General features: G+C 65.7%; 26 protein-coding genes and 1 tRNA gene. 19 read left to right on the plus strand and 8 right to left on the minus strand.

Translation table 11 applies throughout. The annotated features are described in order from the left end of the window. Positions 1 to 136: 136 nt before the first annotated feature. From CUR21_RS11385 to CUR21_RS11415, 7 genes are all read left to right on the plus strand, one after another. Positions 137 to 565: a response regulator gene (locus tag CUR21_RS11385; protein WP_100197146.1), complete on the plus strand. Its 429-nt coding sequence runs from the start codon at positions 137 to 139 to the stop codon at positions 563 to 565. Between the two features lie 72 nt (positions 566 to 637). After that, positions 638 to 1,585 carry a two-component system response regulator gene (locus tag CUR21_RS11390; RefSeq protein ID WP_157791998.1) on the plus strand — a complete coding sequence of 316 codons (948 nt, stop codon included), beginning with the start codon at positions 638 to 640 and terminating at the stop codon, positions 1,583 to 1,585. Between the two features lie 2 nt (positions 1,586 to 1,587). Continuing rightward, positions 1,588 to 1,968, plus strand: a complete 381-nt coding sequence (locus tag CUR21_RS11395; protein WP_100197148.1) for an Hpt domain-containing protein — start codon at positions 1,588 to 1,590, stop codon at positions 1,966 to 1,968. A 198-nt stretch (positions 1,969 to 2,166) separates the two neighbouring features. Further along, the gene (locus CUR21_RS11400; protein WP_100197149.1) at positions 2,167 to 2,424 is read left to right on the plus strand and encodes a glycine zipper 2TM domain-containing protein; all 258 of its coding nucleotides are present in this window, start codon (positions 2,167 to 2,169) and stop codon (positions 2,422 to 2,424) included. Positions 2,425 to 2,585: 161 nt separating this feature from the next. Then, entirely contained in the window at positions 2,586 to 3,329 is a 744-nt protein-coding gene (locus tag CUR21_RS11405) for an energy-coupling factor ABC transporter ATP-binding protein (protein WP_100197150.1), read from the plus strand. After that, positions 3,304 to 3,903: an energy-coupling factor transporter transmembrane protein EcfT gene (locus CUR21_RS11410; RefSeq protein ID WP_100197151.1), complete on the plus strand. Its 600-nt coding sequence runs from the start codon at positions 3,304 to 3,306 to the stop codon at positions 3,901 to 3,903. The genes CUR21_RS11405 and CUR21_RS11410 overlap by 26 nt, the downstream gene beginning before the upstream one ends. A 76-nt stretch (positions 3,904 to 3,979) precedes the next feature. After that, positions 3,980 to 4,522, plus strand: a complete 543-nt coding sequence (locus CUR21_RS11415) for a biotin transporter BioY (protein ID WP_100197152.1) — start codon at positions 3,980 to 3,982, stop codon at positions 4,520 to 4,522. Between the two features lie 35 nt (positions 4,523 to 4,557). Here CUR21_RS11415 and CUR21_RS11420 read toward each other — a convergent pair whose 3' ends face one another. The 4 genes from CUR21_RS11420 to metF form a co-directional block, all read right to left on the minus strand. Next, on the minus strand, positions 4,558 to 5,637 hold the full coding sequence (locus CUR21_RS11420) for a thiolase family protein (RefSeq protein WP_100197153.1): 1,080 nt from the start codon (positions 5,635 to 5,637) through the stop codon (positions 4,558 to 4,560). Then, positions 5,628 to 6,764, minus strand: a complete 1,137-nt coding sequence (locus tag CUR21_RS11425) for an AMP-binding protein (protein WP_198431683.1) — start codon at positions 6,762 to 6,764, stop codon at positions 5,628 to 5,630. The genes CUR21_RS11420 and CUR21_RS11425 overlap by 10 nt, the downstream gene beginning before the upstream one ends. Before the next feature lie 116 nt (positions 6,765 to 6,880). Beyond that, positions 6,881 to 7,321 carry a type II 3-dehydroquinate dehydratase gene (gene aroQ, locus CUR21_RS11430; protein ID WP_100197155.1) on the minus strand — a complete coding sequence of 147 codons (441 nt, stop codon included), beginning with the start codon at positions 7,319 to 7,321 and terminating at the stop codon, positions 6,881 to 6,883. A gap of 180 nt (positions 7,322 to 7,501) precedes the next feature. Continuing rightward, a complete protein-coding gene (gene metF, locus CUR21_RS11435; protein WP_100197514.1) occupies positions 7,502 to 8,368 on the minus strand; it encodes a methylenetetrahydrofolate reductase [NAD(P)H] in 867 nt (288 codons plus the stop codon). Positions 8,369 to 8,455: 87 nt separating this feature from the next. Between metF and CUR21_RS11440 the strand changes: the two genes are divergently transcribed. Further along, the gene (locus tag CUR21_RS11440; protein WP_100197156.1) at positions 8,456 to 9,361 is read left to right on the plus strand and encodes a LysR family transcriptional regulator; all 906 of its coding nucleotides are present in this window, start codon (positions 8,456 to 8,458) and stop codon (positions 9,359 to 9,361) included. Between the two features lie 119 nt (positions 9,362 to 9,480). Beyond that, on the plus strand, positions 9,481 to 10,275 hold the full coding sequence (locus CUR21_RS11445; RefSeq protein WP_100197157.1) for an inositol monophosphatase family protein: 795 nt from the start codon (positions 9,481 to 9,483) through the stop codon (positions 10,273 to 10,275). A 25-nt stretch (positions 10,276 to 10,300) separates the two neighbouring features. On the opposite strand, the gene CUR21_RS11450 is transcribed toward CUR21_RS11445, so the two are convergent. Together CUR21_RS11450 and putA are read right to left on the minus strand one after the other, a co-directional pair. Beyond that, positions 10,301 to 11,047 (minus strand): rhomboid family intramembrane serine protease, encoded by a 747-nt coding sequence (locus tag CUR21_RS11450; RefSeq protein WP_100197515.1) that lies wholly within the window; start codon positions 11,045 to 11,047, stop codon positions 10,301 to 10,303. Between the two features lie 267 nt (positions 11,048 to 11,314). Then, positions 11,315 to 14,779, minus strand: coding sequence for a bifunctional proline dehydrogenase/L-glutamate gamma-semialdehyde dehydrogenase PutA (gene putA, locus CUR21_RS11455; RefSeq protein ID WP_100197158.1), 3,465 nt, complete (start codon positions 14,777 to 14,779; stop codon positions 11,315 to 11,317). A gap of 103 nt (positions 14,780 to 14,882) precedes the next feature. On the opposite strand from putA, the gene CUR21_RS11460 reads away from it, so the two are divergent. Next, complete coding sequence (locus tag CUR21_RS11460) at positions 14,883 to 15,347, plus strand: Lrp/AsnC family transcriptional regulator (protein WP_100197159.1); 465 nt, start codon at positions 14,883 to 14,885, stop codon at positions 15,345 to 15,347. Positions 15,348 to 15,391: 44 nt separating this feature from the next. Here the strand turns inward: CUR21_RS11460 and CUR21_RS11465 are convergent. Beyond that, positions 15,392 to 15,477 (minus strand) — tRNA-Leu (locus tag CUR21_RS11465). A gap of 197 nt (positions 15,478 to 15,674) precedes the next feature. Here CUR21_RS11465 and CUR21_RS11470 point away from each other — a divergent pair. The 5 genes from CUR21_RS11470 to CUR21_RS11490 are packed head-to-tail and all read left to right on the plus strand — an operon-like array spanning position 15,675 to position 19,166. Further along, complete coding sequence (locus CUR21_RS11470; protein ID WP_100197160.1) at positions 15,675 to 16,373, plus strand: CoA transferase subunit A; 699 nt, start codon at positions 15,675 to 15,677, stop codon at positions 16,371 to 16,373. Between the two features lie 16 nt (positions 16,374 to 16,389). Continuing rightward, positions 16,390 to 17,463, plus strand: a complete 1,074-nt coding sequence (locus CUR21_RS11475) for a GSCFA domain-containing protein (RefSeq protein WP_157791999.1) — start codon at positions 16,390 to 16,392, stop codon at positions 17,461 to 17,463. After that, positions 17,460 to 18,239 carry a hypothetical protein gene (locus tag CUR21_RS11480; RefSeq protein ID WP_100197162.1) on the plus strand — a complete coding sequence of 260 codons (780 nt, stop codon included), beginning with the start codon at positions 17,460 to 17,462 and terminating at the stop codon, positions 18,237 to 18,239. The genes CUR21_RS11475 and CUR21_RS11480 overlap by 4 nt, the downstream gene beginning before the upstream one ends. Positions 18,240 to 18,253: 14 nt before the next feature. Further along, positions 18,254 to 18,883, plus strand: coding sequence for a 3-oxoacid CoA-transferase subunit B (locus CUR21_RS11485; protein WP_100197163.1), 630 nt, complete (start codon positions 18,254 to 18,256; stop codon positions 18,881 to 18,883). Continuing rightward, complete coding sequence (locus CUR21_RS11490; protein ID WP_100197164.1) at positions 18,873 to 19,166, plus strand: GNAT family N-acetyltransferase; 294 nt, start codon at positions 18,873 to 18,875, stop codon at positions 19,164 to 19,166. The genes CUR21_RS11485 and CUR21_RS11490 overlap by 11 nt, the downstream gene beginning before the upstream one ends. A 122-nt stretch (positions 19,167 to 19,288) precedes the next feature. On the opposite strand, the gene CUR21_RS11495 is transcribed toward CUR21_RS11490, so the two are convergent. Further along, the gene (locus CUR21_RS11495; protein ID WP_100197165.1) at positions 19,289 to 20,173 is read right to left on the minus strand and encodes a lytic transglycosylase domain-containing protein; all 885 of its coding nucleotides are present in this window, start codon (positions 20,171 to 20,173) and stop codon (positions 19,289 to 19,291) included. 367 nt (positions 20,174 to 20,540) lie between these two features. On the opposite strand from CUR21_RS11495, the gene CUR21_RS11500 reads away from it, so the two are divergent. The 4 genes from CUR21_RS11500 (at position 20,541) to CUR21_RS11515 (ending at position 23,599) form a co-directional block, all read left to right on the plus strand. Then, the gene (locus tag CUR21_RS11500) at positions 20,541 to 20,747 is read left to right on the plus strand and encodes a Flp family type IVb pilin (protein WP_100197166.1); all 207 of its coding nucleotides are present in this window, start codon (positions 20,541 to 20,543) and stop codon (positions 20,745 to 20,747) included. A gap of 179 nt (positions 20,748 to 20,926) precedes the next feature. Then, on the plus strand, positions 20,927 to 21,133 hold the full coding sequence (locus tag CUR21_RS11505; protein ID WP_100197167.1) for a hypothetical protein: 207 nt from the start codon (positions 20,927 to 20,929) through the stop codon (positions 21,131 to 21,133). 29 nt (positions 21,134 to 21,162) lie between these two features. After that, complete coding sequence (gene cpaB / locus CUR21_RS11510) at positions 21,163 to 22,002, plus strand: Flp pilus assembly protein CpaB (RefSeq protein ID WP_100197516.1); 840 nt, start codon at positions 21,163 to 21,165, stop codon at positions 22,000 to 22,002. 202 nt (positions 22,003 to 22,204) lie between these two features. Beyond that, complete coding sequence (locus CUR21_RS11515; protein WP_100197168.1) at positions 22,205 to 23,599, plus strand: type II and III secretion system protein family protein; 1,395 nt, start codon at positions 22,205 to 22,207, stop codon at positions 23,597 to 23,599. The last annotated feature ends 2 nt before the right edge of the window (positions 23,600 to 23,601 follow it).

Raw genomic sequence — 23,601 nt, forward strand, 5'->3', positions numbered from 1 at the left:
CCGGGTAATGGGGCGGCAAGAGCCCATTTTAATCCTTGGTGCAGCCACAATCTGATGGGATAAGAGCGCATGAATTATGTCCATTACGCGTTGACCATCAAGTTAGTTGCAGTGTGTGTCCGAGGGGGGCTCAGTAATGACCCGGGTTGTTGACACTTCGCCAGCAGTAGTTCTGCTGGCCGAAGACGATGAAATCAATCAGCAGGTTGTCCGTCATCTTCTGGCGGACTTTCCTTTTATTGACCTGGTGGTGGCGTCCGATGGCAAGATGGCGCTGGAAGCGGCCATTTCGCGCCCGTTCGATCTGATGATCTTTGACCGTCAGATGCCGCTGATCACCGGGGACCGGGTGATCCGGCATCTCAAGGCCGCGCGCACCCCCAACACACAAACCCCGATCATCCAGTTCACGGCGGAGGTGACCCATGCCACCCTTGACCCGGGCCAGAATGATCACGCCGATGCGGTCATCCCCAAGCCGATCCCGGCCGATGTCTTCCGTTCTACGGTTCTGCGTCTGCTGAACCGGCAGCCCAATCTGGGTGCCGAAAAGATTCACAGTTAACGCCGTATTTATGCCGTAAATGCCAGCTTAGGTTGTGCGAAGCAACTGCGGGTGGTGAAGATGTCTTCGAGCATGAGGTATTTGGCGGTCGATGATGATCCGGCGTTTCACTTTGTTCTGACGAAGACGATGACCCATCTTGGCTACCAAGCCCCGGTTTGCGTGATGTCCGCAGACGAGGCCTTGGCTTGGCTTGCCGACCCGCAAGAACACTTCGACGCCATCCTGCTCGACATTCAGATGCCCGGAACCAGCGGAATCGAAGCCTGTCGGCTGATCCGCGACATGCCCCACCGCCGCGATACGCCGATCATGATGATCACCACCATGAACGGGCGCGAATATGTGGATCAGGCCTTCGCCTATGGCGCGACCGATTACCTGACCAAACCGATCAACCGGATCGAATTGCAAGCGCGTCTGGGCATGCTGGACCGCTTGGTGAAGGAACAGGCGCATCTGCGCTCGCTTCAGTTTGCTATGGAGTCGATGGACGACATGCAAAGCTTTGGCTTTGCGTTCGAAGACGCGGTTGCCTTGCCGAAGTGCGGATCCTTGATCGAATATCTGGCGCTGGAAAACCACCTGCTCACGCTCAGCCGGCTCAAGCTGCATGCGCATACTGCCCTTGCCTTTCAAGTGGTGGGCAGCGGCTCGCTGTTCAAGCGGCTGGATCGTGTGGCCTTTCTGGATTGCATGGCCGATGTCGGGTCGGCCATCGCGGCCTGCCTGAAGCGGCAGACCTTTCTGCTGGCCTATGCGGGCAGCGGCGAATTCGTGGCCGTGCTCAACCGGACCGAACCTGTCGATATGCTGGAGCTGGAGAACGAGCTGGCGTCCGAGCTGATGGTCTATGATGCCGTCTATGAAAGTCTGGGCCTGCCGATGTTGCAGGTGCGGATCGGCGCGACCGTGCATTCCGGCCTGTTCTCCACCTCGGCAGTGAAAACGATGCTTGGCCGCGCCCGCGCCGCCGTGCGCGGACAATCGGGTTACCAGATGCAGTATTTGGCAGGGTAAAAATGCAGCATGACACGCGACTTGTGATGACCGGCGTTCTGGGCGAGGTCAATTCTTGGGCCGAGTCCATCCTGCCGCAATTTCTTGACATGACGGCAGGCCGTCAGATCGAACTGGATGTCGCACGCTTTTCCCTGCTGTCGGGGGGCGATGCTTTTGAAGCCGTGCAAGACATCGGGCGAATGGCCCATAAAATCGCGGGAACCGCCGCCAGCTTTGGCTTTGCCGCCTTGGGCGATCAGGCGCAAGAGGTGGAGGGTCTGTGTCTGCGGATCGAACGCATGCCACCGGCGGCCCTTGCAACCGCAGCCCACAGCGAAATGCTGCCAGCGCTGGAACGGCTTATGCTTGAGCTGGACCTGATCTTGGTGACGCCGCTTTGATCCGGCGCGCCCCCTGCCCCGCGTCCGTCACAGGCCCGGCTTCCGGGCCTGTTCGCATTTGCGCGCCCCCGCGCAGGCGCGATGGCGAAAGGGCGCCGAAAATCAACGAGTCACATTTTGATGACTGGAACCTTTCGCTCCTTTGCCGCGTTATGGATGCATAGGAACACTAGTTTGCCAATTCAACGAGGCCTCTCCATGAAAAAATTCGCCCTTCTCTCCGCTGTCGCCCTGTCCTTGGCCGCTTGCCAAACCTCTGACCAGAACGCCGCTCTGGGCGCTTTGGGCGGTGCGGCTGTCGGCGCGGCCGTCTCTTCGGGCAGCGACCGCACCACCGGCGCACTGATCGGTGCAGCCGCAGGCGTTGCGGCCTCGACCCTGATCGGCCCCGCACAGCAGCGCGGCCAGTGCTACTACCGCGACCAGAACGGCAACCGCTTCATCGCGGCCTGCTGATCTGCCGCAAGGCACAGCAAAGGCGGGTCCGGGCAACCGGGCCCGCCTTTTGCATGGGGCGCTCGACGTGCGTCCCGCTTTGCGCACCTGCCAGCGGCCTTTTCACGCCGCGCCTCACCCGATAAGACCGGGGCACGCATCGCCACCCAAGGCCGCCTCGCATGACCCAAATCCCATCCGCTGCCCCGCCCGGCCTTGTTCTGACAGGCGCCTGCGTTTCGCTGGCGGGCAAGGCGGTGCTGCACGACCTGACCTTGCATCTGCAAGAGCAGCGAATCGGCATCATCGGGCGCAATGGCTCGGGCAAGTCCACGCTCTTGCGGCTGTTGGCCGGGCTGATCGCCCCCAGCACGGGCCGCGTTCAGGTGGAGGGCGTCGATCCCTTTCGTGCGCGACGCGAGATGCTGTCGCATTTGGGCATCCTGTTTCAGAACCCCGATCACCAGATCCTGTTTCCCACCGTGGAAGAGGAACTGCGCTTTGGTCTTGAGCAGATGGGCCTGCCGAAAGCCGAGGCGCAGGCGCAGGTGATGGCCTTGCTGGCCCGCCATGGCCGCAGCCATTGGCAAGGCGTCTCGACCGCCACGCTGTCACAAGGCCAGCGCCATTGGCTGTGCCTGCAAGCGGTTCTTCTGATGCAGCCGCGCAGCATTTTGCTGGACGAACCCTTCGCCGGCTTGGATCTTCCCACGCAGGCCCGACTGACGCGGGCGTTGGCCGCGCTTCCGCAGCGGCTGATCACCATCACCCATGATCCCGGCAGTCTGGCGGGCTGTGACCGGGTGATCTGGCTCGAACACGGCCGCGTCGCCGCAGATGGCCCGCCCGAGGCGGTGCTGCCCCGCTTTGAAGCCGAGATGCAGCGACTGGGAGGGCTGGATGCTGACGCTGACCTCGCCGGTTGAAACGCCTTTGCACCGTTTGCGCGCGGGCGGAAAACTGGGCGCCTTGGCGCTGTTCACCTTCGCGTTGTTCTGGACTCACTCTGCCCTTGTGCTCGGGCTTGGACTGATCTTGGTGGCAGGGCTTTACCTTGGCGCAGGGGGCTTGCGATTTGCCCGCCACGGGCTTCAGATGCTGCGCCCGCTTTGGCCTTTTGTCGCGGTGGTCGCGCTCTGGCATCTGTGGCTGGAGGATCTGGCCATGGGCGCGGTCGTGGTGCTGCGCATGGTCACGGCCGTGGCCGCCGCCAATCTTGTCACCATGACCACGCGGCTGTCCGACATGATCACCGTGCTGGAAGGCTTGGCCCGCCCGCTGGCACCGGTGCTGCCGCCGCGCCGTCTGGCGCTTGCCATCGCGCTGGTGATCCGTTTCATCCCGGTGCTGTCAGGACGCGCCGAACAATTGGCGCAGGCGTGGCGCGCCCGATCCGGGCGCCCGCCGCGCTGGCGCTTGTTCGGCCCGGTGGCGCTGGCGGCCTTGGATGATGCCGAGACCGTCGCGGAAGCCTTGCGCGCGCGCGGTGGCGCAGGCTAGGAAGCCCCACCAGCTTTGCGGTGGCCCGGCGCGTGACCGGGACAGCCCGCTTTTTCGCATCCAACCCGAGGACCAGATGGAACGCAACCTGACCCATATCGCCCTGTTTGCCGCGCTGATCGCCGTTCTGGGCCTTGTCCCGCGCGTCGATCTGGCCGCCGGTGTGCCGATCACGGCGCAATCGCTGGGCATCATGCTGTGCGGCACCGTGCTGGGCGCCAAGCGCGGGGCGCTGGCGGTGCTTTTGTTCCTGCTTCTCGTGGCGCTTGGCTTGCCGCTTCTGTCAGGCGGGCGCGGTGGACTTGGCGTGTTTGTCGGGCCTTCGGCGGGCTTCCTTGTGGGCTTCCCCATCGCCGCCTTCGTCGCGGGCTGGATCATGGAGCGCACCACGCTGCCGCCGTTCTGGGCGGCGGCTTCGGGCGGTGTGATTGGCGGCATCGGAGTGCTTTATGTCTTCGGAATCAGCGGCATGGCCATCGTGCTGGACAAGACGCTGTCGGAAGCCGCCTTGCTGGGACTTGGGTTCCTGCCCGGCGATGTGATCAAGGCGGCGCTGGCCGGACTGGTGACGCAAGCCATCGCCCGCGCGCGGCCCGGCGCTTTGCTCGCGCGCGCCTGAGCGCGGCGGGGGCCGCGCTTGCCGCCAGGCAGTAGTCATCGCGCGCGCTGAACCGCCAGCGCGGTGCCGATGCCTCCGGCCGAGGCAATCGCGGCCAATCCCACCCCTGTGCGCAGGCTGTGAAACAGCCGCACCGCCAGAATGGCCCCCGAAGCCCCAATCGGGTGCCCGCGCGCCAAAGCCCCGCCGCCGATGTTCACCGACGGCGGGTGCAGCCCCAGCCTCTGCACACAAGCCATCGCCTGTGCTGCATAGGCCTCCATCACCTCGGCCTGCGTGATGTCATCGACGGTCAGGCCAAGCGCCGCCAGCAGGCCCTGCACAGCCGGAACGGGGGCAAGACCCGGCTGTTCCGGGTCCGCGCCCAGCGTGCGCCCGCCAAGGATGCGTAAAGCCCCCGGGCGGGCAAAACGATCCGCCGCGACCAGACAGAACGCCGCCCCATCCGCCGCCACCGCTGCCGTGGTCCGCGTGACCGTGCCCGCCACCGCAGGCGCGCGGGCCAAAAGCCCCGGCGTCAGCCGCCGTGCAAAGGCATCGCGCGCGACGCCCGCCAGAGGCACGATTTCGGGCCAGTCCGCCTGACCCAGCGCCTTGACATGGCTTTCCACTGCCCAAGCCTCTTGTGCCGCGCGCCCATAGCCGCAGGCCTGCGCCAGCGCCGCCGCCGCCTCGGCCATGCGCGGGTTGCGCGCGGGCCACGGGGTGAAGGGCGCCTCGTCATAGGCGATGGGCGGCCCGCCATCGGGGTCAGTGGCCAGCCGCAGCGGGCGGCGCGAATAGCTCTCCACCCCGCCCGCCAGCACCAGATCCGCCTGCCCCGAGTCCACCAGCGCCGCCGCAAGCCGCAGCGCATCCAGCCCGCCCGCACATTGCCGGTCGATCGTCAGCCCCGCCACGGCCTCGGGCAAACCCGCCGCCAGCGCAAGGCGCCGGGCCGGGTTGCCGCCCGGTCCGATGGCATTGGCGCAGATCACCTCAGACGCGGCCTCCACCCCGGCATCCGCCAGACAGGCTCGCAGCACCGGCACCGCCAGATCTTCCAGCGACAGCCGCGCAAAGGCGCCCCCCTTGGGCACCACCGCTGTCCGCCGCGCCGACAGGATCACCGCCATGCATCCACCTCGGCTTGCAGCGCGGCAAGATCGGTCTTGCCCGAGGCCAGCACCGGCCAATCCCTGCGCCAGATCACCCCGCGCGGCGCCAGAAGCGGCCCCAGACGCGCGCGCAGTGCCGCCAGAATCGCCGCCTCCGCCGCAGGCGCGCCCATCAGCACCGCCACCAGCAGATGCCCCCTCAGCGCATCGCGCCGGGCCAGCACCGCCGCCCGCGCCACCCCCGGCAGCGTGGCGGCAAAGCGCTCGATCTCTTCGGGAAACACATTCTGCCCCGCGATGGTGACCATCCGCCCCGCGCGCCCGCGCAGAACCAATCCGGCGGGCGTCAGCGCGCCAATCTCTCCGACGCTCAGCCACCCCCTATCCCAGCGCGCCGAACCCGCGTCCTCTCCGGCATAGCCCTCGAACAGATAGGGGCTGCGCACCCAGACCGCCCCCGTCTCGCCCGACGCCACCTCGCGCCCAGCCGGGTCCCGGATCTGCACCTCGACCCCCGGATAAGGCTGCCCCACCGACTCGGGGGCATCTTCGGGGCCTGCCAGCGTGATAAAGCTCGCTTCCGCCGCCCCATAGAATTCCCGCACGTCGGCGTTGGGCGCCGCCGCGTGCAAGGCCGCGCGCACCCCGGCCTCCAGCTTCGCGCCCCCCACCAAGACAAGCCGCACCAAAGGCCAAACCACCCCGCTGGCCAGCATCTGCGCCAGATGCACCGGCGTGGCATAGATCACGCCGATGCCGCGCGCCGCCACGGCCTGCGCCATCCGGTCCGGGCGCACCCCGTCGAGCAGATGCACCTCGGCCCCGAGCGCCAGCCCTTCCAGTGCCGCATAAAGTGCGAGCGATTGCGTCAAGCGCCCCGGCACCGCCACCCGCACCCCCGGCCCGATGCCAAACAGCCGCGCATTCACGGCAAAGCTTGCCAACCACGAAGCCTGGCTGCGCCGCACCCGCCGCGCGCCGCCCAAGGAACCGCCCGTCAGGGTTTCAAACGCGCCAAAGCCCGCCTCCAGCGCGCCCGCGCCGCCCACCCGAAAGCCACGGCCTTGTCCGGCCAACACCGCCGCCAGCGCATGCCCGCCCGGACGATCCGGCACCACAGGCGCAAACGCGGCCTCCCGCCGCACTTCCGCCCCGTCCGGCCCGATCAGGCGCGCCGCCTCATGCCATGAAAACCAAGGACTTGCAGCTTTCCCAAATACTCCCGCCGGAGGCATCCGCCGCGCACCGCCCATGACCGGGTTCAGGACGAAACCAAACTGCGCATCCGCCGCAGCGCCAGCAGATAGCCTTCGGTGCCAAAGCCCGCGATCACCCCTTCGGCGCGCAACGAGACATAAGAGTGATGCCGAAAGGACTCGCGCTTGTGCACATTCGAGATATGCACCTCCAGCACCGGGCCTTCAAAGGCGTTCATCGCATCCAGAATCGCCACCGAGGTATGGGTAAAGGCCCCGGGATTGATGATGATCCCCGCCCCTTGCCCGCGCGCCTCATGAATCCAGTCGATCAGCACGCCTTCATGATTCGATTGGTGAAACCGGATCCCCAGCCCCAGATCCTCGGCCAGCGCGCCACAGGCATTGGCCACATCCTCCAGCGTCTCACGCCCATAGATCTCGGGCTGGCGCAGGCCCAGCAGGTTCAGGTTGGGACCATTCAGAATATAGATCGGCTTTGCCATACTGTCCTCTTTGCATCTGCCCCCATGCTATCTACAGCGCGCGCAACAGGAAACCGGCATTTGCGCCCGCAGGCGATGCCAGCCGTAAGACCTCTGACGTCAGACGAAAAGAGCGTGCCCCAAAAAAAAGGCCCAAGCCACAAAGGGCAAGGGCCTCAGGGAGACGTCGTTGGCCTGATCTCAGGCGACTTTCTCCAGAACCACCTCGGGCTGAATGCCCAGCGCGCGCACCACTTCACGGGTCAGATGCGGGCGGTTCAGCGTGTAGAAGTGCAGATCCTCCACCCCGCCTTGCAGCAGATTGTCGCAAAGCTGGGTGCAATGGGCCAAGGCATACAGCTCTTCCCGCCCGTCGCGCGCGGCGGTGGTAAAGGCCTCGTCCAACCGCGCCGGAACCGCCGACCCGCAGCGCTGCGCGAATTTCTTGGCCCCCGCCCAGCTGGTGATCGGCAGGATGCCCGGAATGATCGGCGCGGTGATGCCTTCTTTCACGCACAGATCGCGGAAGCGGAAAAACGTCTCCGCATCAAAGAAGAACTGCGTGATCGCACTGGATGCCCCCGCGTCGATCTTGCGCTTGAGCCAGCGCACATCGGCCAGCGTATCCGCGGCATCGGGGTGCGGCTCGGGATAGGCCCCCACCCGCAGCGTGAACTTGCCCGTCGCCGCCAGCGCCTCGATCAACTCCACCGAAGACGCAAAGCCCTCGGGATGCGCGGTGAACCGCTCTGCCCCTTTGGGCGCATCGCCGCGCAGGGCGACGATCTCGGTCACACCCGCCTCGGCATAGGCCGCCGCGATCTCCAGCGTCTCGGCGCGGGTCGCGTCGACACAGGTGAGGTGCGCCGCCACATTGAGCCCGTAATTCTTGCCGATCGCCGTTACCGCCTCATGCGTCAGCTTACGGGTGGTGCCACCGGCGCCATAGGTGACCGACACGAATTCCGGCTGCATCGGGGCCAAGGCCTGCACGGTTTCCCAAAGACGGAACGACGCATCCAGCGTCTGGGGCGGGAAGAACTCGAACGAAATGCGCGGCGTGGCCATGGTCGTCTCCTTGTGATGCCCCCTTGTCGCAGATTCGACGATGTGAGACAAATTCATAAACTTCACCATCATCATGTGGTTCCCTTCATGTATATCGAGCTTCGCCACCTGCGCACGATCCGGGCCATCCATCAGGCGGGCGGCCTTGCGCGCGCGGCCGATCTGCTGAACATGACGCAATCGGCGCTGTCGCATCAGGTCGCCAATCTGGAGGATCAGGCCGGGATGGAGCTGTTCGTGCGCCGCTCGAAACCCATGCGCCTGTCAGCCGCCGGAATCCGCATGTTGCGCGCCGCCGACCGCATCCTGCCGGAAATCGAGCAGATGGAAGAAGAATTCCGCGCGCTGCGTGCGGGCAAGACCGGGCGGCTGCACATCGCCATTCAGTGCCATGCCTGCTTTGACTGGCTGTTCCCGGTGCTGGAACTCTTCCGCCAATCCTGGCCCGAAGTGGATGTCGACATCCGCGCAGGCTTGGCCTTCGACAGCTTTCCCGCGCTGTTGCGCGAAGAGGTGGATCTGGTGATCACCTCCAACCCCGAACCGCTGCCGGGCCTCGCCTACAACCCGCTCTTTGACTACCACCCGGTGTTCCTCGCCTCGGCGCAGAACCCGCTGGCGGCCAAAGAGGTGATCACGGCCGAGGATTTCCGCGATCAGGTGCTGATCACCTATCCGGTGGCCCGCGACAAGCTGGATGTGTTTACCGAGCTTCTGACCCCCGCCAAGATCGAACCGCGCGGCCAGCGCCCGGTGGAACTGACCGCGGTGATCCTGATGCTGGTGGGCTCCAACCGGGGCGTGGCAGTGCTGCCCGATTGGGTGCTGCGCGACATCAAGTCCAACGCCGATTACGTCACCCGACCGCTCGGCCCCGAAACCGTGACCAAACGCCTGTTTGCCGCCACCCGCGAGGAAGATGCCGCCAAACCCTTCATGGCGCATTTCCTGCGCCTGTGCCGGACCGAGCCGGTCAAACTGCAACGCGGCTGACCGCCAACAGCCGCTCCTCGCCCGAATCGCGCCGAAACCACAGGAAATCCCCATCCCCCCTTTCCTTGTGCGCCGGTCGGGCCTATACGCGGGCGCTGACGCGGAACGGAGTTCTCACCATGCAAGGCAGCGCCAACCTCAACCTGATGATCAAGGCCGCGCGCCGCGCGGGCCGCAGTCTGGTGAAAGACTTCCGCGAGGTGGAAAACCTGCAAGTCTCCACCAAGGGCCCCGGCGATTTCGTCAGCAAGGCCGACCGCGAAGCGGAACGCATGATCCGCGACGACCTGATGGGCGCGCGCCCCACCTATGGCTGGCTGGGCGAGGAAACCGGCGCCGCCGCCGGGGCCGACCCCACCCGCCGCTGGATCGTCGACCCGCTCGACGGCACCACCAACTTCCTGCACGGGATGCCGCATTGGGCGGTGTCGATCGCGCTGGAACACAAAGGTGAGATCGTCTCGGCGGTGGTCTATGATGCCGCTAAGGACGAGATGTTCTGGGCCGAGAAAGGCTCGGGCGCGTGGTTGAACGACAGCCGCCGTGTCCGCGTCTCGGGCCGCCGCAGCCTGTCGGAAGCGGTCTTCGCCACCGGCGTGCCCTTTGGCGCCAAGAAAACCCTGCCCGCCACCTTGCAGGATCTGGCCCGCCTGATGCCCGCCTGCGCGGGCGTGCGCCGCTGGGGCGCAGCGGCGCTCGACCTCGCCTATGTGGCCGCCGGTCGCTATGAAGGCTATTGGGAACGCGAGCTGAACGCCTGGGACGTCGCAGCGGGCATCCTGTTGGTGAAAGAAGCAGGCGGCATGGTCAGCGGCATCCGCGATGGTCAGGACCCGCTTGAAGATGGCAGCATCGTCGCCGGCAACGAAGGCCTGTTCGAACCCTTCCGCAAGATCATCCGCAACGACGGCTGACCCACCCCGCCCGCGCGGCAGGCCCCTAGCGGGGCCGCCGCGGCACCTGCGGCACGCGCGAGCGCGTCAGCTCATAGCGCGCCTCGGGATGCGGCGGCGCGCCATGGGTCCGGCTCCAGAAACCGATGCCCCCCCGGCGCAGCCACAAGGGCAGCGTCAACAGCACCCCCGCCACAAAACCGCCCGTATGCGCCCAATAGGCCACGCCGCCGTCCTCGGTTGGCGTCACCGCGCCGTTGAACAGCTGCAGCCCGAACCAGACCCCCAGCACGATCCAGGCCGGAATGGGAAAGATGCGGAAAAAGATCACGATGATCAGCAGCACATCGACGCGTGCCTTGGGAAACAGCAAGAGATAACCGCCCATCACCCCGGCAATCGCCCCCGAGGCCCCCACCATCGGGATCTGGGACAATGGGTCCACGGCATATTGCAACCCCACCGCCGCCAGCCCTCCGGCGAGGTAGAACAGCGCAAAGCCAAAATGCCCCATCTCATCTTCGAGATTGTCACCGAAGATGAATAAAAACAGCATATTGCCCAGAAGATGCATCCAGCCGCCATGCAGGAACATGTGGCTGAAAACCCCCTGCACCCCAAAGCCTTCGGAGACAAAGGCCGGCACGAAGCCCCAGACATAGAAAAACCGCGCCAGCGTGATTTCGTCCATCATCTGGTTGAACAGAAGAAAGATCCCCACATTCGCCGCGATCAGCAGCCAGGTGACATAGGGCCTGCGCCCCGACGGGTTATGGTCGCGGATGGGAAACATGACCGGCAGCTTTTCCCATCGCCCGAACGCCGTCAAGCCCAAGGCCGCCTTTCGTCTCGCGCGGCACGCGGCCGCAGCGACAGAGGGGGGCGCTGCCCCCCGCCTTCGGCCCCCCCGGAGTATTTTCAAAAGGTGCAATACAAGACCGCGCCTGCCTTGCACCTTTTCCAAATACTCCCGCGCGGAGCGCCTCTCCGAGGAGACGCGGCACCGCCGCGCGACGAGACAAAAACCTGCGGCGCAGCCGCGCCTTGAGATCCCGCCGCGTCAGCCTGCGGCTTCGGTCAGAAGCTGCGCATTGCCGCCGGAGGCGGTGGTGTCGATGCAGGCATGGCGCTCGAGTGTGGCGTGGCCGGTGTCCGGCAGATCGGTGATCAGCGGCAGGATCGGACCTTTGCGCGACGCCAAGGCCTGCGCACAGGCGCGCGCGGTGGCGGCGTCGCCCCACCAGATCGCGCCGGAGAAGCCCGTTTCCGTCGCCAGCACCGCGGGCTCCAGCCCCGGCACCTCGACCGCCAGCCCGCCCAGCGCCCGCACCGCCGTCGCCTGCGCCAGCGCCTGTGCCGCGGTCGGGCCAAGGCACAGCAGCGGGGCGCGCGCCAGCGTGGTCAGCCGGTTTGACTCGCCGGTCGGCCCTGGCAGATCGGTTGTCACCGCGGCCGGCGCCGCCTGCGGCGCCCGCAGCCGCGCGCGCAGATCCGCCTCTGTGCTTTTGCCCGCAGTCTTGTCCGCGGTCTCGGTCGCGCCTTGGGGCGCGGTGGCGCGGGTGAAGCGGTGCAGATAATGCGGCCCGCCCGCCTTTGGCCCGGTGCCCGACAGGCCCTCGCCGCCGAAGGGCTGGCTGCCCACCACCGCGCCAATCTGGTTGCGGTTGACATAGATGTTGCCCACCTGCGCCGCCGCCACCACCTGCTGCACCCGGTCATCGATCCGGCTGTGCAGGCCAAAGGTCAGCCCATAGCCGGTGGCATTCACCGCCGCGATCACCTGATCCAAGTCCGAAGCGCGGAAGGTCGCCACATGCAGCACCGGGCCAAAGATCTCGCGCGGCATTGCGGCGATGCCCGGCACCCGGAGCACCACGGGCGCAATGAAGGTGCCGCCTGCTGGCGCCGCCAATTCCTTCAGCACCCGCCCTTCGGCGCGGGCCTGCGCGACATAATCCGCGATTCCCTTCTGCGCCTCGGCATCGATCACCGGCCCCACATCGGTGGCCAGATCCCAAGGATCGCCCAAGGCCAGATCCTCCATCGCGCCGAACAGCATCTCCAGCACGGTCTCGGCGATGTCCTCTTGCACATAGAGACAGCGCAGGGCCGAGCAGCGCTGCCCCGCCGATTGGAAGCTCGAGGCGAGAATGTCGCGCACCGCCTGCTCGGGGAGCGCCGTCGAATCCACCACCATCGCATTCAGCCCGCCGGTTTCCGCGATCAGCGGCGCGCCGGGCGCGAGATGCGCGGCCATGCTGGCGCGGATCTTCAGCGCGGTCTCCGTGCCTCCGGTGAAGGCCACGCCCGCCACCCGCGCATCCGCCGTCAGCGCCGCGCCCACCGCGCCATCGCCGGGCAGCAGTTGCAAGGCGCTGAGCGGAACCCCCGCCTTGTGCAAAAGCCCCACCGCAAGCGCCGCGATCAGCGGCGTCTGTTCCGCAGGCTTGGCCAGCACGGCATTCCCTGCCGCCAAGGCCGCCGCAATCTGCCCGGTGAAAATGGCCAGCGGGAAGTTCCAAGGGCTGATGCAGGCGAAGACACCCCGGCAAGGGTGGCGGAGCACGCCTGCCCCATCCGCGTAATAGCGCAGGAAATCCACCGCCTCGCGCAGTTCCGCCACCGCATCGGCTTGCGTCTTGCCCGCCTCGCGCGCCAAGAGGGCAAAGATCGGGCCGAACTCCGCCTCATAGAGATCCGCCGCGCGGCGCAGCACCTCGGCGCGTAGGCCCGCCTCGGCGGCCCAAGGCTCGGCCAGTCGCAGCGCGGTGTCGATGTCGGGGGCCGCCGCCTCGGTCACAAAGCCCACCCTTACCCCCGTTGCGGGGTTGATGACCGCGCGCTGCATCCCGCCCACCGCACGCCCCGCCAGCATCGGGGCCGCCTCGAACATATGGTCGGCAAAGGGCGCGCGCGCCGCCTCGATCGCCGCCAGATCAGGGGCTGCCGTCAGGTCAAACCCGCGCGCGTTCCGGCGCGTGCCGAACAGCTCTGGCCCGGTCAACAGCGCCTTGTTGGGCAGGCTCATCGCCTCGACCGCGGTCAGCGGACAGGCGGCCACCCGCGCGGGCGGCACGTCTTCGTCCACGATCTGGTTCACGAAACTGCTGTTCGCCCCGTTCTCGAGCAAGCGCCGCACCAGATAGGCGAGCAAATCCCGATGCGCCCCCACCGGCGCATAAATCCGGCAGCGCGTGCCCTGATCGCTCAGCACGATGTCATGCAGCCTTTCGCCCATGCCATGCAGGCGCTGGAATTCATAGGCCAAGGGCTCCACCCCCATCGCCGACGCCATCTGAAGCACCGCCGCCACCGTATGCGCGTTATGGGTGGCGAATTGCGGATAGATCCGTCCGGTCATGCCGAGCAGCTTGCGCGCATTGGCGATATAGGAGACATCCGTCGCCTCTTTGCGGGTGAACACCGGGAAACTTTCAAGCCCCAGCACCTGTGCGCGCTTCACCTCGGCGTCCCAATAGGCGCCCTTGACCAGCCGCACCATGATGCGCCGGTCCAGCCGCCCAGCCAGATCATGGAGCCAGTCGATCACCGCGCCCGCGCGCCGACCGTAGGCCTGCACCACCACGCCGAACCCGTCCCACCCGGCCAGCGAGGCATCGTCCAGCACCGCCTCGATCACCTCGAGCGACAACTCCAGCCGGTCGGCCTCTTCGGCGTCGATGTTGAAGCCGATCCCCGCCGCCCGCGCGAGCCCTGCCAGCGCCCGCACGCGGGGCACCAGTTCGGCCATCACCCGGGCGCGCTTGGCCACCTCATAGCGGGGGTGCAGTGCCGACAGCTTGACCGAGATCCCCGGATTGGCGCGGATGTCATTGCCGCGCGCCGCCGCCGCAATCGCCGTGATCGCGCGGGTATAGGCCAGATGATAGCGCCGCGCGTCGCCTTCGGTGCGGGCGGCCTCGCCCAGCATGTCATAGCTGTAGGTATAGCCCTTGGCTTCCAGATCGCGGGCGCGGTCCATGGCGCGCTCGATCGTCTCGCCCAGCACGAAGTTGCGGCCCATCTCTTTCATCGCCTGCGCCACCGCGCGGCGGATCACCGGCTCGCCCAGCCGCTTGACGGCGGCGCGCAGATGCCCCGCCACCCCCGGCTCGCGCTCTTCCAGCACCTTGCCGGTCAGCATCAGCGCCCAAGTCGAGGCGTTTACGAGCGAAGACGCCGACCGCCCCAGATGCCGCCCCCAATCGCTGGGCGCGATCTTGTCTTCGATCAGCGCATCCATGGTTTCTGCATCCGGCACCCGCAACAGCGCCTCGGCCAAGCACATCAGGGCGATGCCTTCATCCGTGGACAGGCCATATTCGGCCAGAAACACCTCCATCAACCCGGGCTTGGCGCTTTTGCGAATGCGCGTCACCAACTCTGCCCCTTGCGCAGAAATCGCGGCGCGCGCCTCTGGCGACAGATCCGCCTCGGCCACAAGGCGCTGCACCAGCGCCGCCTCGTCGCGCAGGGCCGCGTTGCGGATGATCTCGATGGGCTGGGGTTGGGAATCGTGCGGCATCTGGCCTCTCCTGTTTGTCCCATGATACTGCGCTATTCAAAGGCCGTTCTCCTGATTATGAAGGGATTGACAGCCATTCCGCCCGCAATTCAGGAAATAAACCATGCCATCCGCCTTGCCCGAACTGGACCGCTTCGATCATGCCATCCTGCGCATCCTCTCGGCCGAAGGGCGCATCAGCGCGGTCGAGCTTGCGCGCCGCATCGGCCTGTCGAAAAGCCCCACACAGGCACGCATGAAACGGCTGGAAGATCTGGGCGTGATCACCGCCTATCGCGCGGGGCTTGACCCCATCAAGATGGGTCTGGCCCATGTCGCCTTTGTCGAGGTGAAACTGGCTGACACCCGCGAAGCGGCCTTGCAGGCTTTTAACAGGGCCGTGCAAACGGTGCCGGAAATCGAGCAGTGCCACATGATCGCCAGCCGCTTCGACTATCTGCTGAAAGTGCGCACCGCCGATATTCAGGCCTATCGCAGGGTCTTGGGCGAGCGCATCTCGGCCCTGCCCCATGTCACCAGCACCTCCACCTATGTGGCGATGGAATCCGTGAAAGAAGGCCCGATCTGAGGGGTCCGGCGGCAGACCAAGACCCGTCCGGCCTTAGGAAAAGGTGGTGCCCGCGGCCGGACTTGAACCGGCATGACCTTGCGATCGGGAGATTTTAAGTCTCATGTGTCTACCATTTCACCACGCGGGCAGTGCCGCGCCAGCATAGCGATGCGCGCGTCAGGGGAAAGGGGGGCGCGCGCAGATTCCTGCGGCGGCCGAAGATGCCGCACAAAAGGCCGCGCGGCTCAGCCGTTCCAAGCCCGCCCACAATGCTGCTCTGCGGCAATTGACAGCACGCCGCTTCCCCCGCTTTATGAACGCAACGGTTTTGCGGGGAAAGTCACCATGAAAAAGGTCTATCCGAATGCGGCAGCGGCGCTCGATGGCCTGCTGTTCGACGGCATGCTCATCGCGGCGGGCGGCTTTGGCCTGTGCGGCATCCCAGAGTTGCTGATCGCCGCGATCCGTGACGCGGGCACCAAGGGCCTGACGGTGGCCTCGAACAACGCGGGCGTCGATGGCTTTGGCCTTGGCCTGCTGCTGGAAACCCGGCAGGTCAAGAAAATGATCTCGTCCTATGTGGGCGAAAACGCCGAATTCATGCGCCAGTATCTCAGCGGAGAGTTGGAACTGGAGTTCAACCCCCAAGGCACGCTGGCCGAACGCATGCGGGCGGGCGGCGCCGGAATCCCCGGCTTTTACACCAAAACCGGCGTTGGCACCGTGATCGCGACCGGCAAGCCCACGATGACCTTCGACGGGCAAGAGTATATCATGGAACGCGGCATCGTGGCGGATCTTTCGATCGTCAAGGCGTGGAAGGCCGACCCTTCGGGCAACCTGATCTTTCGCAAGACCGCGCGCAACTTCAACCCGCCCGCCGCCACCTGTGGCAAGGTCTGCGTGGTGGAGGTCGAGGAAATCGTGCCGCTGGGCAGCCTCGACCCCGATCACATCCACCTGCCCGGCATCTATGTTCACCGCATCATCCAAGGGCAGCACGAAAAGCGCATCGAACAGCGCACCGTCCGCCCGCGCAGCTAGAACCGGGGGCGCGCGCGTGGCCGGCTCTCCCTATGATGGGCTTCCCGACCGGGCCTATTGGCGCAAGGCCGTGGCCGCACGCGGGCCCGGTCGCCTGCGTGATCTCTATCGCCCGCGCTTTGCCATCGGCCCCGACACGCCCATCCTGACGGCGGGAAGCTGCTTTGCCCAACATGTCCACCGCGCGCTCAAGGGCGCGGGGCTTGCGGTGATCGAGACCGAACCCGCCCCCGCCTGCCTTGATCCCGCCGTGGCGGCGCGGTTCTTTTACGGCACCTTCTCCGCCCGTTATGGCAATCTCTACACCCCCCGCCACCTTCTGCAGCTCTTGCGCGAAGCGGCGGGTGATCATCGCCCCGCCCATCCGATCTGGCAGCGCGACGGCCGCTTCTTTGATGCGCTGCGCCCCAACACTGACCCCGAGGGCCATGCCTCCGCCACCTCTGTTGCCTTGGCGCGCGCCGATCATCTGGCGGCCGTCCGCGCGGCGGTGGCGCAGGCCCGCGTGGTGATCTTCACCCTCGGCCTCACCGAAACCTGGGCCGACCGCGCCAGTGGCACCGTCTACCCAACCGCGCCCGGCGTGCTCGCCGTCCCGCCCGAGGGGGCGGACATCGGCTTTCTCGCGCTGGGGCATGATGCCATCACCGCCGATCTGCGCGCGCTGCTTGCCCTGTTGCGCACGCAAACCCCTGACATCAAGCTCTTGCTCACCGTGGCCCCCGGCCCGCTGGTCGCCACCGCGAGCGATGATCACGTCTTGCCCGCCTCCACCGCCTGCAAGGCCATCCTGCGCGCGGCCGCCGCGACATTGGTCGCCGAAGACCCCGGGGTGGACTACTTTCCCTCCTATGAGATCATCACCAATCCCGCTGCCCGGGGCGGGTTTTTTCAGCCCAATCTGCGCCACCCCACCCCCAAAGGCATCTCGGTGGTGATGAAACAGTTCATGGCTGCCCATGCTCTTGCAGCGCCGACAGAGGCCTTGGCCGACCTGCCCGGCGCAGCCGCCACCGCCGACGCAGGCGATGACGCGGCCCTCTGCGACGAACAGCTGAACGATCCGTCTTTGCGCGCGGGGCCGCGATGACCCGCCTCCTGATCCTTGGCAATTCCCACGCCGCCGCCCTGCGCCGCGCCTTTCCGGCCATCACAGCGGCGCATCCGGACATGGATCTCTGCTTCTGGGGCCTGCCCGGCGGCGCTTTCGCCAAGGCCCGCACCGGACCCGATGGCCTGCTGCGCCCCGACCCCACAGACCGGATCAGCCTGCGCAAGGCGGCACACTGGGGCATCGCCCCCGAAATCGACCTCACCGCCTTTGACCAGATCTTCCTCGTGGGCCTGCGGTTCAACCTGCAACGGGTGCACAGCCTCTTGCACGCCCTGCAACCGCTGGACCTTGGCCGCCGCCCCGGCGCGCTCGGTGTTTCCGACAGCCTGCTCCGCGCGGCGCTGCGCGCCGAGGTGGACAGCTGCCTTGCCGCACAGATGGACCGCACCCCGCTGGGGCCTCGGGTCACGCTGATGCCCGCCCCCTACCCCGCAGCCGCTGTCACCCAAACCGGCAGCCCGCTTTATGAACCCCTCACCGCTGGCACCGCCGCCTTGCCGGATGCGGCCGCGTTGATGGCGCTTTACGAAGCCGAAATCACCGCTGGCGCCGCCCGCCACGGGCTGCGCCTTGCCTTGCAACCGCGCGCCACCCTGGCCACCGCCTTTCTCAGCGCCGACCGCTACCTTGACGACCCGACCCGCGATGGCCGCCACCTGAACGCCGATTACGGCCGTCTTGCCTTCCGCGCCTTGCTGGACGCGGCCCCGCTTTCCCCATCCGCCGCGCCTGCGGCACCGATAACCGCCTGAAGAGGAGACAGATCATGCCTTGGGACCGGAACCAGATGGCCGCACGCGCCGCACAGGAATTGCAGGATGGCTGGTATGTGAACCTTGGGATCGGCATCCCCACACTGGTGTCGAACCACATACCCGCAGGGATCAGCGTCACCCTGCAATCCGAGAACGGGATGCTCGGCATGGGTCCTTTCCCCTTTGACGGCGAAGAAGACGCCGACCTCATCAACGCGGGCAAACAGACCATCACCGAATTGCCGCAAACCGCCTTCTTCGATTCCGCGCAATCCTTTGCGATGATCCGCGGCGGCAAGATCGCCATGGCCATCCTCGGCGCGATGGAAGTGGCGGAAAACGGCGATCTGGCCAATTGGATGATCCCCGGCAAGCTGGTCAAGGGCATGGGCGGCGCGATGGATCTGGTGGCCGGTGTGGGCCGCGTGGTGGTGGTGATGGACCACACCTCGAAACATGGCGACTCGAAGGTGCTGAAAGCCTGCACCCTGCCGCTGACCGGCAAGGCGGTGGTGGACCGCATCATCACCAATCTAGGGGTGCTGGATGTGGTGCCCGGCGGGTTGAAACTGGTGGAACTGGCAGAGGGCGTGTCCGAAGCCGAATTCCGCGCCGCGACGGAGGCCACCCTTGTCAACTGAGGGCGCGATCCACAGCGAACAGACCGGCAGCAAGGGCCGCTACGTCCTGTTGAAAAACGGGCTCGAGGCCGAGATCACATTCTCGGTCACCACCCCCAGCCTCATCATCGCCGATCACACCCATGTCCCCGATGCCTTGCGCGGCACCGGGGCCGGGGTGGCGCTGGTGCATTTCATGGCCCAAGACTCCCGCGCGCGCGGGATCAAGATCGTCCCGCTGTGCCCTTTCGTGAACGCGATGCGCAAGCGCCACCCGGACTGGGCCGATGTCTTCGCGGTCTGACCGCGGGGGGCTGGTGGCCTGATCCACGCCTTGGGGCACAGGCCGCCACCCACGATTTTTCTGCGAAAAATCGGTCCCGGTTCTTCTTCCTGATTTTTCGCAGAAAAATCGTGCCTGCGGCTTCAGCCGCCCGCGGCGATCACCTTGAAGACGCAAGGATCGGTCACCAGCTCCGGCGGGGTCAGGCACAGGCCTTGCGACACCTGCCAGGCCGCCAGCACCTTGGGCACATAGTCGCGCGTTTCGGCATAGGGGGGTACGCCATCATTGGCCCGCACCGCCCCCTCGCCCGCGTTATAGGCCGCCAGCACCATCAGCGGGTCGCGGTTGAATTCTTTCAGGAGCCAGTCCAGATAGGCCACCCCGCCCTTTATGTTCTGACCCGGGTCCTTGGCATCGGTGACGCCAAAGCGTGTCGCCGTCGCCGGGATCAACTGCATCAGGCCTTGCGCCCCGGCATGGGACACCGCATCCGCCCGCCCCGCGCTTTCCACACCGATCACCGCCAACACCAGCGCGGGCGACACTTCGGTGCCGATCGTCGCGGTCAGGATATGCTTGCCATAGGTTTCGGCGATGCCTTGCATGTGTTGCAAGCGCGGCGCCGCCACCCGCGCGCCTTGCGGCCCCTTCGACAGCGTGGCCATCGCCAGTGCAAAGCGGTCTGCCACCGCGGCGCGGCTGGTGGGCACGGTCTGCCAGAACCAGTCATAGCTCGCCGCCTTCGGCGGCAGCTGCGTCAGCGCCCCCGGAGACGCCCCCGGAGAGGCCGCCCCCGCTTCCCCCTCGGGCTCGGCCGTGGGCAGGCGCGGCACCACCTTTGGCGCCAGTGCCAGCAGGCGGGCCTGCTCTTCGGGATCAATCTGCACGATGCGGCGTGGTCCCGCGGCTTCCCCCACCTTCACCCGCTTGAAGGTGAAGTCGCGTTCGCCCGACAAGCCCTGCGCCACACCCGCACCGGGCGCGACCCCAAGGCCCGCGATCAATACTCCTGCCATGAATCGCATCGCTGCTCGATGCCTGTCTGTTGTTGTGCTTGCGCGCATCCTCGCATGAATCTGCGCGCCACTCCATCCGGGGCGGAAATTCAGGCCGCAATTCTGGCGAAATTGCCGCAATTGCAGGCTTGTGCACCAAAATCAATCCAAAACTACATTCACCATTAACGGTATTTTAATTCCTTTTCAGAGACTTGCACAATTCGCTCGAAAAATTTCCACAGGACGAAAATTCACCCGATGCGCGCCCAGATCTTGCCACCGTGCAAAGGGACAACAGGCCATACCGAACGGAAGACGGAACGGAACAGAGGCCAGACCGAAAAGACGCCGCGCGGTGGAACAAACCAAAGCAACAGTGAAAGAGAGACTTGTCATGAAATTCCTGACCATGATCAAAAACTTCAAGAACGACGAATCCGGCGCTGTGACCGTTGACTGGGTGGTTCTGACCGCCGCCGTCGTGGGCCTCGGCCTGATCGTGATCAACGCTGTGACCCCGGAGATCGAAACGGCTGGCACGACCATCGCCACCGACCTGGCAAATGCAACCGCTCTGGGCCGCGAAGCAGCCGAAGAGTAAGGCGTTCCGGCAACACACCGTTGCCCATCACATTGGCGGGCGCGGGCCGAAACACGGTCCGCGCCCCCTGCTCGTCACGGCGATGCGTCGGCCGACCATTGCAAATCTGGTGTCCGCAACCCCTGCAGCCCGTCCGGCCCTTGGCCAAGGGGGCCCGCCTGTCCAACGGAGTGTCGACGATGGCCTTTCGCTGTCTCAAGCCGTTTCTGAACGTCAAACGCTTCCGTGACTGTGAGGACGGTGCCGTCACCGTCGATTGGGTGGTGCTCACCGCCTGTACCGTCGGTCTTGCGATCTGGCTGTTCACGGTCATCACCGAAGATCATTTCCGCGAGGCAGCCGTGTCGATCAACGAAGACATTCAAGAGGCCACGGTCCGCGACTGACGGGCCCGGCCCAAACAAAGGGTAAGATGATGCGCGGCATGTTCGGACTGGTTCTGGTGGCAGGCATCGCCCTTGCGGGCGGCGCTGTCTATCTGGCCAAAGGCTATATCGGAGAAACCCAGTCCCAACTGGCCAAGGAACGCCAGCTGCGCGAGCTGGTGGGGCCGATCGTGCAGGTCTATGTTGCGGCGAAGACCAAGAATTACGGCGAAGAGCTGAAGCCCGCCGATGTGCAGCTGGTCTACTGGCCCAAGAACTCTCTTCCCGAAGGCGTGTTCCTGGAAGAAGCCACCCTTTTTCCCACCGGGGTCAAGGAGAACCGCTTCGTCCTGCGCCAGATGGACAAGTTTGAACCCATCCTTGCTTCCAAAGTCACCGATCCGGGCCAAGGCGCGGGCCTGACCGGACAGATCGCCAAGGGCATGCGCGCCTTTGCCATCAAGGTCGACGTGGCCTCGGGAGTCTCAGGTTTCGTGCAGCCCGGTGACCGGGTCGATGTCTACTGGACCGGCGCGGTGGATGGCACCGGAGGCGAGATCACCCGCCTGATCGAAAGCTCCACCCGCATCATCGCAGTGGACCAACAGTCCGATGCCTTGGGAGGCGCCATGGTGGCCCGCACCGTCACCGTTGCCGCCACGCCGGAACAGGTGGCGCGCTTGGCGCAGGCACAGGCCACCGGGCGCCTTGCCCTCTCGCTCGTGGGCTCCGGCGATGACAGCATCACGGAAACCATCTCGATCAACAGCCGCGAATTGCTGAACATTCAAAAGCCCGAAGTCGTGCAGGTCGAAACCGAAAAGGTCTGCACCGTGATTCAGCGCAACGGCAACGAACGGGTCGAAGTGCCGATCCCTTGCACCAACTGAACCATCCGGGCCTTCCGGCGGCCACCTTATCTGGTGGCCGCCGGAAAGCTTTGACCGACCTGTTGCGGGGTGTGGTATCTTATCCACATAAGCTTTACCGAATAACCGTTTGATTGTTGCAAAAAAACGGCTTTGCAGGCATCCTCGCCGCAATCACGGGCGAAAAGACCCGGAAAGAGGCGTGATCAAAAGGGCAGGTCACATGAGCATGAACATCCTTCTCAAGGCAGGCCTGATGGCAACCGCCTTGGCCACGTCGGCGCTGACAAGCGCCGCCTCGGCAGAGACCCTGCGGGTGATGCGAGGGTCCGTCTCCGCCCCGTTGCAGGTGCCGATGAACCGCGCGGTGGTGGTGGAAAGTGATACCGCCTTTGCCGAACTCTCGATCGCCAACCCCGGCATCGCCGACATTTCCACCCTGTCTGACCGCTCGATCTATGTGCTGGGCAAGACGCCGGGGCGCACCACGCTCACCCTGCTTGCCCCCGATGGGCGGCTGATCTCGAACGTCGATGTGCACGTCACCCCCGACATTGCGGAATTCAAGGAACGCCTGCAGCAGATCCTGCCGGGCGAACCCATCGAGGTGCGCACCGCCAATGATGGCATCGTGCTGTCGGGCGTCGTCTCCTCCACCGCCAAACTTGACCGCGCGCTGGATCTGGCCAACCGCTACGCGCCCGAGCGCGTGTCCAATCTGATGAGCGTGGGCGGCACCCAGCAGGTGATGCTGAAGGTCCGCTTCGCCGAAATGCAGCGCTCGGTCGCCAAGAACCTTGGCGTGTCCTTGGCCGCGCGGAATGGCGGCCGCAACATCAGCGCCGCAGAAACAGGCACCTTCCTGTCCGGCAACAACGGCATCGGGGCTCCGGTCACGGTCGCGCCCGGCACGCGCGGCGCGCTGAACATCGGCTTCAACGCGGGCTCGGTGGAATTCGCGGTTTTGCTTGAAGCGCTGGAATCCAAAGGCGTCGTGCGCACGCTTGCCGAACCCAACCTCACCGCCCTGTCAGGACAAGAGGCGCGCTTTCTGGGCGGCGGGGAATACCCGATTCCCGTGCTGAGTTCGGATGGCGTGGTGATCGATTACAAACCCTTCGGTGTCGAGCTGAGCTTCACCCCCACGGTTGTGGATGGCGATATCATCAACCTGCAGCTCAATGCCGCCGTCTCTTCGATCGACACCACCATCAGCATCGAATCCGGCGGTTTCGCCATCAACGCCTTCAAGCGCCGCGAAACCTCGACCACGGTGGAAATGCGCGATGGAGAAAGCTTTGCCGTCGCCGGTCTGCTGCAAGACGATTTCCGCAACCTGAACAACCAGCTGCCTTGGATCGGGGATGTCCCTGTTCTGGGGGCGCTGTTCCGGTCTTCCGATTACCAGCGCAACCAGTCGGAACTGGTCATCATCATCACGCCGCATCTGGTGACCCCCACGCGCGGCGATGTCTATGCCTTGCCGACAGATCGGGTGCGCCTGCCCACCGAACGCGAATTCTTCCTCAATGGCGTTGTCGCCAGCACCCCGCGCGGCGCGGCTGGCGAGGTGGCGCGACAGGACTTCAGCTCTTCCTATGGCTATGTGATGGAGTAAGG

The sequence above is a fragment of the Pseudorhodobacter sp. MZDSW-24AT genome, from assembly GCF_002794355.1.
Classification (GTDB): Bacteria; Pseudomonadota; Alphaproteobacteria; order Rhodobacterales; family Rhodobacteraceae; genus Pseudotabrizicola.

Bases quoted from the DNA above. Each gene is read 5' to 3' on its own strand.
- CUR21_RS11385 (WP_100197146.1), top strand. From the start codon at position 137: ATGACCCGGGTTGTTGACACTTCGCCAGCAGTAGTTCTGCTGGCCGAA.
- CUR21_RS11390 (WP_157791998.1), top strand. From the start codon at position 638: ATGAGGTATTTGGCGGTCGATGATGATCCGGCGTTTCACTTTGTTCTG.
- CUR21_RS11395 (WP_100197148.1), top strand. From the start codon at position 1,588: ATGCAGCATGACACGCGACTTGTGATGACCGGCGTTCTGGGCGAGGTC.
- CUR21_RS11400 (WP_100197149.1), top strand. From the start codon at position 2,167: ATGAAAAAATTCGCCCTTCTCTCCGCTGTCGCCCTGTCCTTGGCCGCT.
- CUR21_RS11405 (WP_100197150.1), top strand. From the start codon at position 2,586: ATGACCCAAATCCCATCCGCTGCCCCGCCCGGCCTTGTTCTGACAGGC.
- CUR21_RS11410 (WP_100197151.1), top strand. From the start codon at position 3,304: ATGCTGACGCTGACCTCGCCGGTTGAAACGCCTTTGCACCGTTTGCGC.
- CUR21_RS11415 (WP_100197152.1), top strand. From the start codon at position 3,980: ATGGAACGCAACCTGACCCATATCGCCCTGTTTGCCGCGCTGATCGCC.
- CUR21_RS11420 (WP_100197153.1), bottom strand. From the start codon at position 5,637: ATGGCGGTGATCCTGTCGGCGCGGCGGACAGCGGTGGTGCCCAAGGGG.
- aroQ (WP_100197155.1), bottom strand. From the start codon at position 7,321: ATGGCAAAGCCGATCTATATTCTGAATGGTCCCAACCTGAACCTGCTG.
- metF (WP_100197514.1), bottom strand. From the start codon at position 8,368: ATGGCCACGCCGCGCATTTCGTTCGAGTTCTTCCCGCCCCAGACGCTG.
- CUR21_RS11440 (WP_100197156.1), top strand. From the start codon at position 8,456: ATGTATATCGAGCTTCGCCACCTGCGCACGATCCGGGCCATCCATCAG.
- CUR21_RS11445 (WP_100197157.1), top strand. From the start codon at position 9,481: ATGCAAGGCAGCGCCAACCTCAACCTGATGATCAAGGCCGCGCGCCGC.
- CUR21_RS11450 (WP_100197515.1), bottom strand. From the start codon at position 11,047: ATGTTTCCCATCCGCGACCATAACCCGTCGGGGCGCAGGCCCTATGTC.
- putA (WP_100197158.1), bottom strand. From the start codon at position 14,779: ATGCCGCACGATTCCCAACCCCAGCCCATCGAGATCATCCGCAACGCG.
- CUR21_RS11460 (WP_100197159.1), top strand. From the start codon at position 14,883: ATGCCATCCGCCTTGCCCGAACTGGACCGCTTCGATCATGCCATCCTG.
- CUR21_RS11470 (WP_100197160.1), top strand. From the start codon at position 15,675: ATGAAAAAGGTCTATCCGAATGCGGCAGCGGCGCTCGATGGCCTGCTG.
- CUR21_RS11480 (WP_100197162.1), top strand. From the start codon at position 17,460: ATGACCCGCCTCCTGATCCTTGGCAATTCCCACGCCGCCGCCCTGCGC.
- CUR21_RS11485 (WP_100197163.1), top strand. From the start codon at position 18,254: ATGCCTTGGGACCGGAACCAGATGGCCGCACGCGCCGCACAGGAATTG.
- CUR21_RS11495 (WP_100197165.1), bottom strand. From the start codon at position 20,173: ATGCGATTCATGGCAGGAGTATTGATCGCGGGCCTTGGGGTCGCGCCC.
- CUR21_RS11500 (WP_100197166.1), top strand. From the start codon at position 20,541: ATGAAATTCCTGACCATGATCAAAAACTTCAAGAACGACGAATCCGGC.
- CUR21_RS11505 (WP_100197167.1), top strand. From the start codon at position 20,927: ATGGCCTTTCGCTGTCTCAAGCCGTTTCTGAACGTCAAACGCTTCCGT.
- cpaB (WP_100197516.1), top strand. From the start codon at position 21,163: ATGCGCGGCATGTTCGGACTGGTTCTGGTGGCAGGCATCGCCCTTGCG.
- CUR21_RS11515 (WP_100197168.1), top strand. From the start codon at position 22,205: ATGAGCATGAACATCCTTCTCAAGGCAGGCCTGATGGCAACCGCCTTG.